The organism is Streptomyces sp. NPDC059851, from assembly GCF_042732005.1.
Taxonomy (GTDB): Bacteria; Actinomycetota; Actinomycetes; order Streptomycetales; family Streptomycetaceae; genus Streptomyces.
In genome coordinates, this window is record NZ_JBHWJJ010000002.1 from 83,686 (window position 1) to 99,973 (window position 16,288).

The 16,288-nt window shown below is 72.7% G+C and carries 13 protein-coding genes, 1 tRNA gene and 1 pseudogene; 3 read left to right on the forward strand and 12 right to left on the reverse strand.

Annotated elements, in window-relative coordinates:
- Nucleotides 1-138: 138 nt before the first annotated feature.
- From rho to ACFV7Q_RS01020, 7 genes are all read right to left on the reverse strand, one after another.
- A complete protein-coding gene (gene rho / locus ACFV7Q_RS00990) occupies nucleotides 139-2,214 on the reverse strand; it encodes a transcription termination factor Rho (RefSeq protein ID WP_385422168.1) in 2,076 nt (691 codons plus the stop codon).
- Nucleotides 2,215-2,644: 430 nt separating this feature from the next.
- The gene (gene thrB / locus ACFV7Q_RS00995) at nucleotides 2,645-3,571 is read right to left on the reverse strand and encodes a homoserine kinase (RefSeq protein WP_385422170.1); all 927 of its coding nucleotides are present in this window, start codon (nucleotides 3,569-3,571) and stop codon (nucleotides 2,645-2,647) included.
- Between the two features lie 420 nt (nucleotides 3,572-3,991).
- Complete coding sequence (gene thrC / locus ACFV7Q_RS01000) at nucleotides 3,992-5,062, reverse strand: threonine synthase (protein WP_385422172.1); 1,071 nt, start codon at nucleotides 5,060-5,062, stop codon at nucleotides 3,992-3,994.
- 6 nt (nucleotides 5,063-5,068) lie between these two features.
- The gene (locus ACFV7Q_RS01005) at nucleotides 5,069-6,361 is read right to left on the reverse strand and encodes a homoserine dehydrogenase (protein WP_385422174.1); all 1,293 of its coding nucleotides are present in this window, start codon (nucleotides 6,359-6,361) and stop codon (nucleotides 5,069-5,071) included.
- Nucleotides 6,362-6,486: 125 nt separating this feature from the next.
- On the reverse strand, nucleotides 6,487-7,878 hold the full coding sequence (gene lysA, locus ACFV7Q_RS01010) for a diaminopimelate decarboxylase (protein ID WP_385422176.1): 1,392 nt from the start codon (nucleotides 7,876-7,878) through the stop codon (nucleotides 6,487-6,489).
- 19 nt (nucleotides 7,879-7,897) lie between these two features.
- A complete protein-coding gene (gene nrtL / locus ACFV7Q_RS01015; protein WP_385422178.1) occupies nucleotides 7,898-8,869 on the reverse strand; it encodes an ArgS-related anticodon-binding protein NrtL in 972 nt (323 codons plus the stop codon).
- Nucleotides 8,870-8,985: 116 nt separating this feature from the next.
- A complete protein-coding gene (locus ACFV7Q_RS01020; RefSeq protein ID WP_385422180.1) occupies nucleotides 8,986-9,462 on the reverse strand; it encodes a PleD family two-component system response regulator in 477 nt (158 codons plus the stop codon).
- A gap of 99 nt (nucleotides 9,463-9,561) precedes the next feature.
- Here ACFV7Q_RS01020 and ACFV7Q_RS01025 point away from each other — a divergent pair.
- Nucleotides 9,562-9,633 (forward strand) — tRNA-Arg (locus tag ACFV7Q_RS01025).
- Between the two features lie 271 nt (nucleotides 9,634-9,904).
- On the opposite strand, the gene ACFV7Q_RS01030 is transcribed toward ACFV7Q_RS01025, so the two are convergent.
- Entirely contained in the window at nucleotides 9,905-10,120 is a 216-nt protein-coding gene (locus ACFV7Q_RS01030) for a DUF6243 family protein (RefSeq protein WP_385422182.1), read from the reverse strand.
- Nucleotides 10,121-10,813: 693 nt separating this feature from the next.
- Nucleotides 10,814-12,129, reverse strand: a pseudogene (locus ACFV7Q_RS01035) (phosphoribosyltransferase family protein).
- Nucleotides 12,130-12,325: 196 nt separating this feature from the next.
- Here ACFV7Q_RS01035 and ACFV7Q_RS01040 point away from each other — a divergent pair.
- Nucleotides 12,326-13,360, forward strand: coding sequence for an XdhC family protein (locus ACFV7Q_RS01040; RefSeq protein WP_385422184.1), 1,035 nt, complete (start codon nucleotides 12,326-12,328; stop codon nucleotides 13,358-13,360).
- A 45-nt stretch (nucleotides 13,361-13,405) separates the two neighbouring features.
- On the opposite strand, the gene ACFV7Q_RS01045 is transcribed toward ACFV7Q_RS01040, so the two are convergent.
- Nucleotides 13,406-13,729 carry a plasmid stabilization protein gene (locus ACFV7Q_RS01045; protein ID WP_385422186.1) on the reverse strand — a complete coding sequence of 108 codons (324 nt, stop codon included), beginning with the start codon at nucleotides 13,727-13,729 and terminating at the stop codon, nucleotides 13,406-13,408.
- A 127-nt stretch (nucleotides 13,730-13,856) separates the two neighbouring features.
- Here ACFV7Q_RS01045 and ACFV7Q_RS01050 point away from each other — a divergent pair, with 127 nt between their 5' ends.
- Entirely contained in the window at nucleotides 13,857-14,261 is a 405-nt protein-coding gene (locus tag ACFV7Q_RS01050; RefSeq protein WP_385422188.1) for a DUF6479 family protein, read from the forward strand.
- A gap of 80 nt (nucleotides 14,262-14,341) precedes the next feature.
- On the opposite strand, the gene ACFV7Q_RS01055 is transcribed toward ACFV7Q_RS01050, so the two are convergent.
- Together ACFV7Q_RS01055 and ligD are read right to left on the reverse strand one after the other, a co-directional pair.
- A complete protein-coding gene (locus ACFV7Q_RS01055) occupies nucleotides 14,342-15,346 on the reverse strand; it encodes an ATP-dependent DNA ligase (RefSeq protein WP_385422239.1) in 1,005 nt (334 codons plus the stop codon).
- Nucleotides 15,346-16,287 carry a non-homologous end-joining DNA ligase gene (gene ligD / locus ACFV7Q_RS01060; RefSeq protein WP_385422190.1) on the reverse strand — a complete coding sequence of 314 codons (942 nt, stop codon included), beginning with the start codon at nucleotides 16,285-16,287 and terminating at the stop codon, nucleotides 15,346-15,348. The genes ACFV7Q_RS01055 and ligD overlap by 1 nt, the downstream gene beginning before the upstream one ends.
- Between the last annotated feature and the right edge of the window lies 1 nt (nucleotide 16,288).

Consider the following 16,288-nt stretch of genomic DNA (forward strand, 5'->3'; position numbering starts at 1 on the left):
GACCAACACGGGCGATTCCGTGCCCGTACGGCCCCGCAGCCGCGTACCGGCCCCGTCGCTCCGTACGGGCGGAAAACGCGGGACCGCCCCCGCCGCGGCTGCGGTGGGGGCGGTCCCGGTGTGGTGCCGTGACGGCGGTCAGTCGTCGTTCTTGCCCGCCGGCGTCGTCTTGGCGATCTGCATCAGGAACTCGGCGTTCGACTTCGTCTGCTTCATCTTGTCGAGCAGCAGCTCGATGGCCTGCTGCGAGTCGAGCGCGTGCAGCACCCGGCGCAGCTTCCAGACGATGGAGAGCTCCTCGCTGTTGAGGAGGATCTCCTCCTTGCGGGTGCCCGACGGGTCGACGTCGACGGCCGGGAAGATGCGCTTGTCGGCGAGCTTCCGGTCGAGCTTGAGCTCCATGTTGCCGGTGCCCTTGAACTCCTCGAAGATCACCTCGTCCATGCGCGAGCCGGTGTCGACCAGCGCGGTGGCCAGGATGGTCAGCGAGCCGCCGTCCTCGATGTTGCGCGCGGCACCGAAGAAGCGCTTCGGCGGGTACAGCGCGGTCGAGTCGACACCACCGGACAGGATGCGGCCGGAGGCGGGCGCCGCGAGGTTGTACGCGCGGCCCAGGCGGGTGATGGAGTCCAGCAGGACGACCACGTCGTGGCCCAGCTCGACGAGGCGCTTGGCGCGCTCGATGGCCAGCTCGGCCACGGTGGTGTGGTCCTCGGCCGGGCGGTCGAAGGTCGAGGAGATGACCTCGCCCTTGACCGACCGCTGCATGTCGGTGACCTCTTCCGGACGCTCGTCGACGAGGACGACCATCAGGTGGCACTCGGGGTTGTTCGTGGTGATCGCGTTGGCGATCGCCTGCATGATCATGGTCTTGCCGGTCTTCGGCGGGGCCACGATCAGACCGCGCTGGCCCTTGCCGATCGGCGACACCAGGTCGATGATGCGCGTCGTCAGCACACCCGGGTCGGTCTCCAGGCGGAGCCGGTCCTGCGGGTAGAGCGGGGTCAGCTTCTGGAACTCGGGGCGACCGCGACCGGATTCGGGCGCCATGCCGTTGACGGAGTCCAGGCGCACGAGCGCGTTGAACTTCTCGCGGCGCTCGCCGTCCTTGGGCTGGCGCACGGCACCGGTGATGTGGTCACCCTTGCGCAGACCCGCCTTGCGGACCTGGGCGAGGGACACGTACACGTCGTTGGGGCCGGGCAGGTAGCCCGAGGTCCGGATGAACGCGTAGTTGTCGAGGATGTCGAGGATGCCCGCGACGGGGATCAGGACGTCGTCGTCGGCGACCTGCGGCTCGCCCGGGGCGAACTCGTCGCGGCCGCGACGGCCACGGCGGTCGCGGTAGCGGCCGCGACGGCCGCGGCGGCCGCCCTCGTCCTCGAAGTCGTCCTGCGGCCCGGCGTCCTGGCGGCCCTGCTGGCCGCCCTGCTGGCCCTGACCGCGGCCGCCCTGCTGGCGGTCACGGTCGCCCCGGCCGCCGCCCTGGCCCTGGCCGGGGGCGCCCTGGCCCTGCTCGTCGGTCTTGGCACCGCGCTCACGGCGGTCGCGCTGACGCTCACCGCGCTCCCCGCGCTCACCGCGGTCGCGGCGGTCGCGGCGGCCGCGGCCCTCGCCCTCCTGGCCGCCCTGGGCGGGCGCGGAGACGGCGGTGGAGGCCTCGGCCTTGGTCTCGGCGGGCGCGGCGACCGTGGCGGTCTCGGGCTTGGCCTCGACGGTCACGGTGGCGGCGGCCGCGTTCTCCGGGCTGCCGGAGGGGGCGGTGGCACGGCGGCGGCGGCGCTCACCGGCCGGGGCCTCGTCGCGCTCGGCTTCGCTCGTGCGGGCGGTGCCCCCGGCCGGCTGGCCCGGGATCTCGATCTGCGCCGGGGCGGCGGGCTTCTCGGCGGGCACCTCGGCGGCGGCCTCGCCCGTGCGGGCCTTGCTGGTGGCGCGGCGCTTCGGCTTGGCCTCGGCGGCCTCGGCTGCGGGGGCCGCGGCCTTGGCGGTGCTACCGCCCGCCTGCGCCTCCTTGATGACCTCGATCAGCTGGCTCTTGCGCATGCGCGCGGTGCCCCTGATACCGAGGCCCGACGCGACCTGCTGCAGCTCGGCCAGGACCATGCCTTCGAGGCCGGTGCCGGAGCGGCGGCGCTTGGGCGCGGAGGCCGCGGCGGGAGCGCTGGTGTCGACGGAGGTGTCGGCAGCGCCCATCAGATCGGTGGTGTCGCTCACGAAGGGTCCTTCCCTGGAGCGGACGTCGGCCTGTCTGGCTCGGCGACCGGTTGTGCTGTCCGGCAGCAGTCCTAGGTGTGTGGACTGCGCCGGGGCGGTGGTCCGCCGGTAGAGGTACGGCGGAGAGAAACGTGCATGAGTGGTTCCGGCGAGAGGCCCCCGAGCTGGAAGCGTGGGAAGTTCACGCCGATTCCGATTCCGGAGCGTGCTCGAAACTGCCGGAGTGATCAAAGCAGTCGGGGAGGCTCCCGGAAGAAAGGTGGTCCCTGATGGGGACACTGAGCGCCGAGCCAAGGCGGCTTCGGCTGCGCACTTGAGAGTAACACTACCGGATCCAACAGATATTCCCCCTCTCAATCACCGGCAATCGCGCCGTCCGCGCGGGCGGCCTGCCCTGGCCGCCCGCCCCTCGGCTGACCCGCCCGTACGGCTAGCCGCCCTGGGTACCCAGCGGAAGTACGCTCGCGCCCGCGGCGTCGAGGGCCAGCCGGTTGGCCGCCCACCCCTCGCCCGCGAGCTGCGCGACCTTGTCGGCCGCGCCGCCTTCGGCCAGCGCGAGGACCGTGGGGCCCGCGCCGGAGATGACCGCGGGGATCCCGTCCGCCCGCAGTCGGTTGACGAGTGCCACGCTCTCGGGCATCGCCGGGGACCGGTACTCCTGGTGGAGCCGGTCTTCGGTGGCCGGCAGGAGCAGCTCGGGACGCCTGGTCAGGGCCTCCACGAGCAGCGCCGCACGGCCCGCGTTGACGGCCGCGTCCACGTGGGGGACGGTGCGCGGCAGCAGGCCGCGCGCGGTCTCGGTGAGGACGGGCTTGGAGGGGACGAAGACCACCGGAACGATGGAATCGGAGGGCTCCATGCGGATGGCCTTGGCGCTGCCCCCGTCCATCCAGGCCAGGGTGAAGCCGCCGAGCAGGCAGGCGGCGACGTTGTCGGGGTGGCCCTCGATCTCGGTGGCGAGCTCCAGCAGGGCCGCGTCGTCGAGCCTGGCCTCGCCGCCTATGGTGACGGCGCGGGCGGCGACGATGCCGGCGCAGATGGCTGCGGAGGAGGAGCCGAGGCCGCGTCCGTGCGGGATGCGGTTGGCGCAGACGACCTCCAGGCCGCGCGGCTGCCCGCCCAGCAGGTCGAAGGCGGTGCGCATGGAGCGTACGAGCAGGTGGCTCTCGTCCCGCGGGAGGGTGTCGGCGCCCTCGCCGGCGATGTCGATGTCCAGGCCGGAGTCGGCCACCCGGACGACCACGTCGTCGTAGAGCCCCAGGGCCAGACCGAGGGCGTCGAAGCCCGGGCCGAGGTTGGCGCTGCTGGCAGGGACGCGCACCCGTACGGCGGCGGCGCGGAACGCTGGACCGGCCATCGTCCGATGACACTCCTTGTGACTGTGCGAGAAGTTCGCTGCGAATGTACTGGAGAAGGTACGACACCCGGGGGCCCTCGGGGCAGCACCGCGGTCATATGCACGGTGGCGGATGTCAGTACAGCGTATCGAAGGAAGGTTCTCCCGCGACATAGGGCGCACGGGAGGCGCACGATGCGTGTCGCCTCCTCCAGCCGGAATTCCGCTGGGTTTTGCCGCCGTACGACCCGAGTTGCCGGATTCCACGAGCCTTCCGGAGCGGATCCGGAACGCCCGGGAAGACCCTGCCGAGGGTACGGAATCCGGCAACTCGGCGCGGACCGCCGGTGCTTCGGCGGTCCGCGCCGGTCGGACGGGACCTCGGGCCGGGGCTCAAGCCAGGGCTTGAACCGGGGCTCGAACCGACCCTCGGGGCCGGCCTCAGACCAGGCCGAGGCGGACGGCCGCGGCCTCCGCGTCCACCGGAACGGTGACGGGCTGCGGAGCGCCGGCGACCGCCCAGTCGGGGTCCTTCAGGCCGTTGCCCGTGACCGTGCACACGATCTTCTGGCCGGGGTCGACCAGGCCCTGCTCGGCGGCCTTGAGCAGGCCGGCGACCGAAGCGGCCGAGGCGGGCTCGACGAAGACGCCCTCCTGCGCGGCCAACAGCCGGTAGGCGGCCAGGATCTGGCGGTCCGTCACCTCGTCGATGAAACCGCCCGACTCGTCCCGCGCGGCGAGCGCGTGCTCCCACGAGGCCGGGTTGCCGATCCGGATCGCGGTGGCGATCGTCTGCGGCTCCTTGACGACCTCACCGCGCACGATGGGCGCGGAACCGGACGCCTGGAAACCCCACACGCGGGGCGTACGGGAGGCCAGGCCGTCGGCCTTGTACTCCTTGAAGCCCCTCCAGTACGCCGTGATGTTGCCGGCGTTGCCGACCGGCAGCACGTGGACGTCGGGGGCGTCGCCGAGCGCGTCCACGATCTCGAACGCGGCCGTCTTCTGGCCCTCGATGCGCACCGGGTTGACGGAATTGACCAGCGCCACCGGGTAGTTGTCGGAGAGCGCGCGGGCCAGGTCCAGGCAGTCGTCGAAATTGCCGTCCACCTGAAGGATCTTGGCGCCGTGCACGAGCGCCTGGCCCATCTTGCCGAGCGCGATCTTCCCGCGGGGCACGAGGACCGCGGAGACCATCCCGGCGCGCACCGCGTACGCGGCCGCGGAGGCCGAGGTGTTGCCCGTGGAGGCGCAGATGACGGCCTTGGCGCCGTCCTCCTTGGCCTTGGTGATCGCCATGGTCATGCCGCGGTCCTTGAAGGACCCGGTGGGGTTCGCGCCCTCGACCTTGAGGTGCACCTCGCAGCCCGTGCGCTCGGACAGGACCTGCGCGGGTACGAGGGGAGTACCGCCCTCGCGGAGCGTCACCACCGGCGTCGTGTCCGTGACCGGCAGACGGTCCCGGTACTCCTCGATGATGCCGCGCCACTGGTGGGTCCGATTGCTGCTCATGGGTCCTTACTCCCCTTCAACACGCATGATGCTGGCGACACCGCGGACGGTGTCCAGCTTCCGCAGCGCCTCGACGGTCCCGGAGAGGGAGGCGTCGGGTGCGCGGTGGGTGACGACGACGAGGGAGGCCTCGCCGTCCTTGCCCTTCTGCCGGACGGTGTCGATCGACACACCGTGCTCCGCGAAGACGGTCGCCACCTGGGCGAGGACACCCGGCTTGTCCGCCACATCGAGGCTGATGTGGTAGCGGGTGACGACGTCCCCCATGGGGCTGACCGGCAGCTGGGTGTAGGCCGACTCGCCGGGCCCCGTTGCCTCGGCGAGCTTGTTCCGGCAGACGGCGACGAGGTCGCCCAGGACCGCCGAGGCGGTCGGCGAACCGCCCGCGCCGGGCCCGTAGAACATGAGCCGCCCGGCCGCCTCCGCCTCGACGAAGACGGCGTTGTACGCCTCGCGGACGGAGGCCAGCGGGTGGCTGAGCGGGATCATCGCCGGGTGCACGCGCGCCGTGACGGACCCGCCGTCGGCGGCCCGCTCGCAGATCGCGAGCAGCTTGATGGTGCAGCCCATGCGCTTGGCGGAGGCGAAGTCGGAGGCGGTGACCTCGGTCATGCCCTCGCGGTAGACGTCGTCGAGCCGGACTCGGGTGTGGAAGGCGATCCCGGCCAGGATGGCGGCCTTGGCGGCGGCGTCGTAGCCCTCGACGTCGGCGGTCGGGTCGGCCTCGGCGTAGCCCAGGGCGGTGGCCTCGTCCAGGGCCTCCTGGTAGCCGGCGCCGGTGGAGTCCATCTTGTCGAGGATGAAGTTCGTCGTGCCGTTGACGATGCCCATCACCCGGTTGATCTTGTCGCCGGCGAGGGACTCGCGCAGCGGGCGGATCAGCGGGATGGCGCCGGCCACGGCGGCCTCGTAGTACAGGTCCAGCCCGGCCTGTCCGGCGGCCGCGTGCAGGGCTGCGCCGTCCTGGGCGAGGAGCGCCTTGTTCGCCGAGACGACGGAGATGCCGTGGTCGAAGGCGGTGGTGATGAGGCTGCGGGCCGGCTCGATGCCGCCGATGACCTCGATGGCGACGTCGATGTCTCCCCGTTTCAGCAGGGCGGTCGCATCGGTGGTGATCAGCGCGGGGTCGATGCCCTCGCGCACCTTGGAGGGACGGCGCACGGCGACACCCGCCAGCTCGACGGGCGCGCCGATCCTGGCCGTCAGATCGTCGGCGTGCGTCGTCATGATGCGCGCCACCTCTGAGCCGACCACTCCACAGCCCAGCAGCGCCACCTTCAGCGGACGCGTACGCATCATTCGACCTACGCCTTTCGATCTTCCATCGGCACCCGGCGGGCGGATTTGCACGCCGGGTTTGAACCAGTCTCACCCAATGGACACGAGTTTCCATCCTCGGTCCATTGAATGAGACAGCTATTTCATCATCCGAGGTCGAGACGCAGGAGATCTTCCTCCGTCTCGCGCCGGACGATCACCCGCGCCACCCCGTCGCGCACGGCGACGACGGGCGGACGCAGTGCGTGGTTGTAGTTGCTGGCCATGGAGCGGCAGTACGCCCCGGTGGCGGGTACGGCGATCAGGTCGCCCGGGGCCAGGTCGGCCGGCAGGTAGGCGTCCTTGACCACGATGTCACCGCTCTCGCAGTGCTTGCCGACGACGCGGGCGAGCACCGGTTCGGCGTCGGAGGTGCGGGAGACGAGGGTGACGGAGTACTCGGCGTCGTACAGGGCGGTGCGGATGTTGTCGGACATGCCGCCGTCCACGGACACGTACGTGCGCAGACCCTGCAGCGGCTTGATCGTCCCGACCTCGTAGAGCGTGAACGCGGTCGGCCCGACGATGGCCCGGCCCGGCTCGACGGAGATGCGCGGTGCGCGCAGCCCGGCCGCCTCGCACTCGCGGTCGACGATCTCCTTCAGCGCCTTGGCGATCTCGTGGGGCTCGCGCGGGTCGTCGGAGGAGGTGTAGGCGATGCCGAGGCCGCCGCCGAGGTCGATCTCGGGCAGCTCGATGCCGTGCTCGTCGCGTACGTCGGCCAGCAGCCGGACGACGCGGCGGGCGGAAACCTCGAAGCCCGCCATGTCGAAGATCTGCGAGCCGATGTGCGAGTGGACGCCGAGCAGCTCCAGCGAGTCGTGCCCGAGGGCGCGGCGCACGGCCTCGGCGGCGGAACCGTCGGCGACGGCGATGCCGAACTTCTGGTCCTCGTGGGCGGTGGCGATGAACTCGTGGGTGTGCGCTTCCACGCCCACCGTCACGCGGATCTGCACGGGCTGCCGTACGCCCAGCTCACGGGCGACGTGCGCGACGCGGGCGATCTCCTGGAAGGAGTCGAGGACGATCCGCCCGACGCCGGCCTCGACGGCGCGGGTGATCTCCGCCCCGGACTTGTTGTTGCCGTGGAAGGCGATGCGCTCGGCCGGCATCCCGGCGGCGAGGGCGGTGGCCAGCTCCCCGCCGGAGCACACGTCCAGATTCAGCCCCTCCTCCTTGAGCCACTTCACGACGGCCTTGGAAAGGAACGCCTTCCCGGCATAAAACACATCGGCATCCGGCCCGAAGGCGTGGGCCCACGCCCGGCACCGGTCCCGGAAGTCCTCCTCGTCGAGGAAGTAGGCGGGGGTCCCGAACTCCTCGGCGAGCCGGGTGACCTCGACCCCGCCGACGCTCACCACCCCGTCGTCGTTCCGCCGGACGGTCCGGGACCACACCTTCTCGTCGAGGGCGTTCAGGTCGGCGGGCGGCGGGGTGTAGTGGCCCTCGGGCAGGACGTCGGCGTGGCGGGGGCCGGCGGGGTGCGCGGAACGGCTCATCGGTATCTCTCTTCGCGGATCACAGGCAGTCGGGTGCGGGGATGCCGAGCAGGGCCAGGCCGCCGGCCAGCACCGTCCCGGCGGCTTCGGCAAGGGCGAGCCGGGCGCGGTGGGCGGCCGAGGGTTTCTCGTCCCCCTTGGGCAGGACGCGGTACTGGAAGTCGAGCAGCACGTCGGCCAGCTCGACGAGGTGCCTGACCAGCCGCTCCGGCGCACGGTGGTGCGCGGCGGCCTCAAGGACGAGCGAATGATCGGCGAGCACGCGCAACAACCCGGCGCAGTCACCGAACCCGGCTCCCTGCACGGGCAGCAACTCGGGCCCGAACCCGAGCAGCCGGGCATTGCGCGCCAGCCCAACAGCACACGCGTGCGCGTACCGGACCCGGAAGAACTCACTGGACTCGTCCTGCACGAGCAGCGTGTCGCCGAACGAAGGCGTCTCACGGGCCGGAACGCACAGCATGGCCCAGACGGCGGCATCACGCCCGAACCGCGCGACGACGTCCCCGTCCCGCCGGGCGACGGGCGCGACGTTCGGCGGCGGCTCCGCACCGGAGACCCTCTGACTCGACAGGATCCGCCCGACGGCACGCCCGACGACTACGGCGCGCAACTCGCCGGCGACAGGAGGAGGTGCGGCGGAGACGGCGGGAAAGGCACCCACGAGGCGCAGCGCGTCGCGCACCACGTCAACGGAGGACCGCTCCTCCAGGACGAAGTTCAGGAAGCCGGCGCCGGTGACCTCGACACGGGCGATCCCGGCCTCTGCACCCAGCCGGCCGGCCAGCACTCGGGCCACGTCACCGGGCGGACGGCCGGCCGCCTTGGCGACCTGGAAGGCGACGGGGGTGGCGTACTCCCCCACCCCACCGGGACGGGTCCGCTCGACGACCACCCGCGCGGGCACCGCGGCACCCACGGGCAGCTCCCCGTCCTCGACGGCGCAGCGCACGGCGCGCACGACGGTGCGGGTGAGATCGGCGGGGGTCACGGGACCAGCCTAGGGGAGACACCCCACGGTCACGCGAACGGTTTCGCCATGTGAACAGTGGCCCGAACAACCCGGCGCCGAGAAGCCCGGCATCGCGCCAGCAGGAACGAAGGGGGCTAGCCCCTCCCCCTCCCGGCGGGAGCCCCTTCACGCCCTTCCCGATCGCGCCGCTCGACGAGCCTGCGCACGACCCGCACCAGCTCGGCGGGCTCGAAGGGCTTGGCGATGAACGCGTCGACCCCGGCCTCGATCCCGTTTTCCACCTCGTGCTGCGTACAGGCGCTGACGATGGCGACGGGCAGATGACGCGTCCGCGGATCGGCCTTGAGCTGCGTGGCGGCCCCGAGCCCGTCCAACCGCGGCATGACCACGTCCAGCGTGATCACATCGGGAGCCACCTCGTGCACGACGTCCAGACACTCGGCACCATCGCTCGCGGTCACGACCTCGAAGCCCTCCAGCTCGAGATTGACCTTGATCAGCTGCCGGATGACCTTGTTGTCGTCGACAACAAGCACCCGACCCGAGGCGCCTGGCACAACTCGAGAGTAGGTCCGCTCCCGCCCCCGCGTCCGGGTTTTCGCCACTTCCACCCCGTCCGAGCGACCCGGGCGCCCCTCCCCGGGAAACGGTTACTGATCACCCCGCGGAAGCTGGTAGTGTTCAACCCGTCGCCGCACAGCGAACGACACGCCCCCGTAGCTCAGGGGATAGAGCAACGGCCTCCGGAGCCGTGTGCGCAGGTTCGAATCCTGCCGGGGGCACTTCTGCCGGACCAGCGAAACCACTCGCTGACCAGCGCAAGTGCCAAAGACGAAGCCCCGAACTCAGTCCCACTGAGTCCGGGGCTTTCTCGTTGTCTCTCATTGTCTCTCACTGTTCACGAGCGAGTGGCGCGTGAGCGGCTCACGCCCCTACGCCGCGCCTCGGCGCGACGGGGGACTGTTCGCCCTCCCCTATGCGGAAGCAGGGCCCGGACCGCTCGTCGGGGTCCGGGCCCTGCCCCGTGCGGTGCCGCCCCGGGGCGGCGGTGCGTCAGCTCTGTGCGGTGTCCTCGCCCGCCTGCCCGGCGCCCTCAGCTGCGCCGGTCTTCTCGCGCATCTTGCGCAGCAGCTCCGCCTTCTTGTCGGCGGCACCCTGGCGGTCGAGGTTGCGGTGCGGACCGTTGTTCTGCCGTTCGGCGCGGGACAGCCGCTTGCGCTGGCCGCCGCCCTGGCCCACGGGGTTGTTGATGTTCTTGCTCTTGGTCACGGGTTCTGCCGGTCCTGGTGTGAAGTGATCTAAGGATTCATCGGTGGGTGACGGGCGGCGACGTCGAACGATGTCAGCAGGGCCCGTCACGCTCTCACTCGTAAACCGGTGTCTGGAAGAACATGACCACGACGCTACCCGGTTCCGTCGGCCCCGCGCACAAGCTTTTCGCCGCCCCGGCGTCGGCGGGGACTGCGGCGAGCGCCCCGGGCCAGCCGTGCCCTTCCGGGAATCCCAGCGCCCCGCCCGGCGGGCTACCTCGGCGACGGGCGGGCCGGCGCGGCGCCAGTTCGTGATGCAGGTGGACCGCGGGTCGTACGGGCGGCGCGCCAGCGCCGAGGTGGTGGCATACCGTCCCCGGCGTGTGGGCCGACTTCAAGGAAGCGCTGACCGAAGCCGTACTTCGCCAGGCGTGAGCCGGCCCTGATGCCCCGCCCGTGCCTTCTGCTGAGTGTGGCACGTCGGTAAGTCCGCTCCCCCGTTCACCCGTGACCGTCCGCGCTGCCGTCGACTGCGGCCAGCCCAGTGGCGGTGTCGGGAACCGTCAGCGCGGCTGGTCCGGGCGGGTGGGGTGCGGTCCCGCGGTCAGGCCGGTGGCTTCTCGACGGGCGCGTCGCTGCCGGCCCAGACGTAGACGCACGGCAGGTCCAGCCGCGGTCTTGCCGGCGCTCGCCCCGAATGTCGTGGGGCGCCTCAGGGGGTGGTTGTGGGGAGGTGGGTGGTGAGCCAGGTGGTGGCCAGGGTGGAGACTTCTTCCAGGGCGCCCGGTTCCTCGAAGAGGTGGGTGGCGTCCTCGATGACCTCCAGGCGGTTCTCGCAGCGGAGTTGGGCCTGGGCCTCGCGGTTCAGGGCGAGGACCTGGGTGTCGTCGCCGCCGACGATGAGGAGGGTCGGGGCGCGGACTGCGGGGAGAGAGGTCGCCAGGTCGGGACGGCCGCCGCGGGAGACCACCGCGTAGACCGGGCAGTCCGGGGATGTTGCTGCGGTGAGGGCTGCGGCTGCGCCGGTGCTCGCGCCGAAGTAGGCCAGGTCGACCTCCGGGCTGCGGGTGCGGAGCCAGGTCGTGGCGGCGGCCAGGCGGGCCGACAGGGTGGGGATGTCGAAGACGTGGGCGCGGGTCTGTTCCTCGGCCGGGGTGAGGAGGTCGAAGAGGAGCGTGCCCAGGCCGGCGCGGTTCAGGGCCGAGGCCACCTGGCGGTTGCGGGGGCTGTGGCGGCTGCTGCCCGAGCCGTGGGCGAAGACCACCACCGCGCGGGCGTTCGGCGGGAGGGTGAGTTCCCCGGGGAGGGCGAAGCCCGCCGCGTCGATCACGACGTCGATCGTCGTTCGGGTTGGGCTCATGGCGGTGCCTTCGGGGGGTTGGGGGGCGTCGTCCCGCTCGCCGCTCGGGTGAGGAGGGCGATGACCTCCTCGTCGGGGGTCTGGGAGAAGTCCTGGTACCACTGGCCCACGGCGGAGAAGCCGGCCGGGGTGGCCAGGAAGACCACGTCGTCCGCCGCCTCCGACAGGCGGGACACCGCGTCCGGAGGGGCCACCGGGGCCGCCATGACCACCTTGGCCGCGCCCTGGGCCCGTACGACGCGGCAGGCCGCGGCGGCCGTGGCGCCGGTGGCGATGCCGTCGTCGACCACGATCGCCGTGCGGGCGCGCAGCGTGACGCGGGAGCGCCCGGCGCGGAAGCGGTGGGCCTGGCGGGACAGTTCCTCCTGTTCCGCCGCCTCCACCTCGGCGATGTCCTGCGGCGTGATGCGGCCGCGGCGGACGATGTCGTCGCTGATGACGCGTACGCCGCCTTCGCCGATGGCGCCGAAGGCGAGCTCGCGCTGGTACGGGACCCCGAGCTTGCGCACGACGATCACGTCGAGGGGTGCGTGGAGGGCGTGGGCCACGTGGAAGGCCACCGGCACCCCGCCCCGGGGCAGGCCCAGCACCACGGGGTTCTCCGGCTCGTACTTCCGGAGGGCCTCGGCGAGTCGTCGTCCCGCGTCGTCGCGGTCGGTGAAGAGCACCTGGTCTCGCCGCCTCGTCTTGGCGTTCGATTCGACCTCTTCTTCGAGAGGAACTCATCGGGGTCGTTTGTGCAAGTGGTGGTTCCGGTGATCCGTACGAGGGAGGGGTCCCGGGGTCTGTGGGATCGGGGGGTGGGTAGGGGTGGGGAGCGTGCGTAGGTTGGCGGTGGGGCCGGGACGAGGACGGGGCAGCGCGATGCGTGGACTGGTGGAGACGGCGCGGCGGTGGGCGGCCGAGGGGCGGACGGGGTTCTTGGCGCGGCCGGTGGCCGAGCAGGGGTTCGGGCCGCGTGACCCTGCGGGGGCCCTGCTGCTGGACGCGCGCGGGGAGTGCGTCGGGTCGCTGTACCGGGGTGTGTTCGACGCCGAGCTACTGGCGGAGGCCGGGGGCTGGACGCCGGGGGCCACCGCCCGGGTGTGCGAGGTGTCGGTCGGGCCGGAGGAGGCGGCCGGGGCGAGGCTGACCTGTGGGGGCCGGGCCGAGATCCTGCTGCAGCCGCTGGCTTCGGTGCCGGCGCAGTGGTGGGAGCTGCTGGCCGCGGGGGTGGGGGCGGCGCTCGTGACCCGGCTGAACGAGCAGGCGGACCGGGCGGTCAGCGAGGTGGTCCGGGCCGTCGACTCCCCCGCCGACGAGGCCGGCCGGCGGGCCGGTGAGCTGCTGGCGACGCGCTGGCCCGGGCGGGACGCCGTGTACGGGGATTCCGGGCTGGTGCTCGTGGAGGCGTACCCGTCGGCGCCCCACGTGGTGGTCGGCGGGCCCGAGGAGGGGGAGCTCGCGCAGCTCATCGGGGCCCAGGCGCGGCTCCTTGGTTGGGGTGCGCAGTACGTGGGCACGGTCGCGGAAGCCGAGGAGCTGCTGGTGGCGCGCCGGGACGCGGCCTGCCTGGTGATGCTGAGCCACGATCCGGAGTTCGACGTGCCGACGCTGCGGGCAGCGCTCGCGCTCGGCATCCCGTACGTGGGGGCGCTGGGCTCACGGAAGACCACCGTCCGGCGGCGGGAGGGGCTGGAGGCGGCCGGGGTGGCGGAGGGCGAGGTGGCGCGGGTGCACGGGCCGATCGGGCTCGACCTGGGCGCCCGTACGCCGGCGGAGACGGCTCTCGCGATCTGCGCCGAGATCCTGGCGGTGCTCAGCGGGCGCGAGGCGCGGGGCGGCAGCCCGGGGGCGCCGGGCACGCCGGGGGCGCCGGCTGTGCCCGGCCTGCGGGAGTCGGGCGGACCGCTGCGGTAGCCGGCCGGCCGGACGAGCGGGCGGACGGGCGGACGGGCTTGGGTGTCACTTGCCGAGGGCTCGCTTGAGCTGGGCCTTGGTCATCTCCGAGCGGCCGCGGATGTTGCGCTGCCTGGCCTCCTCGTAGAGCTGCGCGTGCGTGGGTCCCTGGGCGCCCGAGTGGGAGCGCAGGCCGCCGCGGCGCGACGAGGACATGTCCTCCAGGGACAGACGGCTCGCGGTCTCGGACTCTCCGGCGCGGGCCCGCTCCTTGTTGACCGTCCGGGCGGCGATCTCCTTGGCCTCTTCTTCGGGGACGCCGCGTTCCTCGGCACTCTCCTTGATGTGTTCGTACTGGCGTTCGCGCTTGGGGGAGGATCCGCGGGGCATGGCGTGACCCCTCCTTCCAATTCGGGCTCCTGCCCGCCTACCCTCCGCAGCGGCTGCCAGTCGTCCGGCTTTCACATTTCTCGCTCCCATCAGGCGAATACCGGGCGAAGCCGGGAATATGACCTGTATGGACACGACACTGAGCTACCTCGCGGTCGATGCGACCCTCGGCGACATCGTGTGGTTCCTCCTCGTGGGCATCGCGATCGCCGGGTTCCTGCTCGCCGGTTTCAAGCTGGGCCAGCGCGTCCGGGCCAAGGAGCCCCCGCCGCCCACCCCCGAGAGCCAGCCGCACCTGCCCGACGGCGGGGCGGTCCACGAGGTGCGCGAGGAGCGCGACCAGGTGGAGATCCCGGAAGGCGGACTGCGCCCCCACGAGATGCAGGGGTACGGCAACTTCGGTGACACCACGTCGGCCCACCCCGACGAGGTCCGCCACCGGCGCGAGTCCGGCTACGAACGCCCCAAGGGGCCCGGACCGCACCCCCAGCCCGGCTCGCCGCCGAACTCGGGACGCGGCGCCCACGCCTGACCGCCCCCGGCGCGCCGCCGCCCCCGCCCCCGCCCGCTCACTCACCGTCCCTGACCTGCGCCGCCCGCCCGCGGCGCAGGTCAGACGTCTGTGCGGAGCCTGAGCACCTCGGGCGGGGGGTGCCGGGTGGAGGTGTGCCGGACCTCGGCCGCCAGCGGCGGGTCCAGGCGGCGGTACGGGACCTCGCCGATACCGATCGCGGTCGCGGTGGCCCCCGTGACCGCCGTGGCCCCCGTGGCCCCCGTGGCCGCGGTGACCCCCGTGACCTCCGTCGGCCCCGTGGCCCCCGTAGCCCCCGTAGCCCCCGTAGCGTCCGTGCCCGCCGCGGGCGCGGTGCCGTCGGCCGCCTCCGCCCGCCGGGCCAGCTCCGCCGCCAGTTCCGCCCGCTGCGCGGCCGTCAGCGGGCTCGACACCAGCGGCGTCTCGTCCTCGACCGGCAGGACCAGCACCAGCGCCTGCGGGCGGCGCGGGGTGCCGGTGTAGCCGACCACCGCCGCGTCCCGCACCTCGGTGTGCCGCAGCTTCCGCCAGCCGCGGCGGCCCGTCGGGTATGCCTGGTCCAGCCGCTTGACGACCAGGCCTTCGATGCCGCTGGCGGGGAGGGTCTCGTACCAGGTCTCGGCGAGCTCCGGGTCGGTGGTCATCGGGACCGGCTGGAGCGGCGGGCCGAGCGGGAGCAGCAGGTCCAGCAGAAGGGCCCGGCGCCGCTCGTACGGGCGCCCGCGCACGTCCTCCCCGGCCAGTTCGAGGACGTCGAAGGCGGCGTACGAGGCCGGCAGGCTCTCTGCGAGGACGACGGCCTTGGCCGCGGTGGCCGCCGCCCGCCGTTGGACGAGGGCGAAGTCGGTGCGGCCCTCGTGCCAGACGACCACCTCGCCGTCGAGGACGGTGCCGGCGGGCAGCCGTCGGGCGGCCGTCGCCAGGTCGGGGAAGGCGCTGGTCACGATGCGGCCCGAGCGTGCCTGGAGCAGCACGGCCCCGGGGGTGCGGACCACCACCAGCCGGTGTCCGTCGAACTTCGGCTCGTAGGCCAGGCCCGCCCCGCGCGGCAGGGTGCGTACGGGGGCCGCCAGGGCGACCTGGATCACGGCCGGGTCCCGCGGGGTGCGCTGCGCTTGTGCGAGGAGCCCGTTGTCCGGCGCTCGGGGAGGCGGTGGGCGCGGTCCGGGTCGAGCAGCGGCGCGAACAGGTCGCCGTCACGCTCAAGCCTGGGCGGGATGCCGTCGGCGAGGAACACCAGGTCGGAGGGGGTACGGCAGGCCTCTACCTCGTCCCAGGACACCGGTGCGGAGACGGTCGGCCGGGCGCGTGCGCGCAGGGTGTAGGGCGCGGCGGTGGTCTTGGCGGCGGCGTTCTGACTGTGGTCGACGAAGACCTTGCCGGGGCGCAGGGACTTGGCCATGCGGTGCACGACGAGCTCGGGGAGCTCGCGCTCGGCCTCCTGGGCGAGGGCCTTCGCGTACGCCGACACCAGCTCGGACGCGATCGGCTCCAGTGGTACCGCGAGGTGCAGCCCCTTGGACCCGGAGGTCTTCGCGTAGGCGGCCAGCCCGTCGGCGGCGAGGCGCTCGCGCAGCCAGCGCGCTACGCCACAGCACTCGACGACGCTGGCGGGCGCGCCGGGGTCGAGGTCGAAGATCAGGCGGTCGGCGACGGCGGGGCTGCCCGCCGGCCATTGGGGGGTGTGGAACTCGACGACGAGATTGGCGGCCCACATCAGCGAGGCCATGTCGGAGACGACCACCTGTTCGGCGGAAGGGTCGTCGGAGCGGGGCACGGGGGCGGTTTTCACCCAGGCGGGGGTACCGGGCGGTGGGTTCTTCGTAAAGAAGAGCTGGCCTTCCGGACCGTCGGGGTAGCGCAGGAACGACACCGGCCGGTCGTGGATGTGGGCCAGCAGCGGACCGGCGACGGTGGCGTAGTAGTGCAGCACCTCGCCCTTGGTGAACCCGGTCTCGGGGTACAGCACCTTGTCCAGATTGCTGAGCGAGATGCGACGCCCCTCCACCATCGTGATCGGCGCCATA

Bases quoted from the DNA above. Each gene is read 5' to 3' on its own strand.
- thrB (WP_385422170.1), bottom strand. From the start codon at position 3,571: ATGGCCGGTCCAGCGTTCCGCGCCGCCGCCGTACGGGTGCGCGTCCCT.
- thrC (WP_385422172.1), bottom strand. From the start codon at position 5,062: ATGAGCAGCAATCGGACCCACCAGTGGCGCGGCATCATCGAGGAGTAC.
- ACFV7Q_RS01005 (WP_385422174.1), bottom strand. From the start codon at position 6,361: ATGATGCGTACGCGTCCGCTGAAGGTGGCGCTGCTGGGCTGTGGAGTG.
- lysA (WP_385422176.1), bottom strand. From the start codon at position 7,878: ATGAGCCGTTCCGCGCACCCCGCCGGCCCCCGCCACGCCGACGTCCTG.
- ACFV7Q_RS01040 (WP_385422184.1), top strand. From the start codon at position 12,326: ATGCGTGGACTGGTGGAGACGGCGCGGCGGTGGGCGGCCGAGGGGCGG.
- ACFV7Q_RS01045 (WP_385422186.1), bottom strand. From the start codon at position 13,729: ATGCCCCGCGGATCCTCCCCCAAGCGCGAACGCCAGTACGAACACATC.
- ACFV7Q_RS01050 (WP_385422188.1), top strand. From the start codon at position 13,857: ATGGACACGACACTGAGCTACCTCGCGGTCGATGCGACCCTCGGCGAC.
- ligD (WP_385422190.1), bottom strand. From the start codon at position 16,287: ATGGCGCCGATCACGATGGTGGAGGGGCGTCGCATCTCGCTCAGCAAT.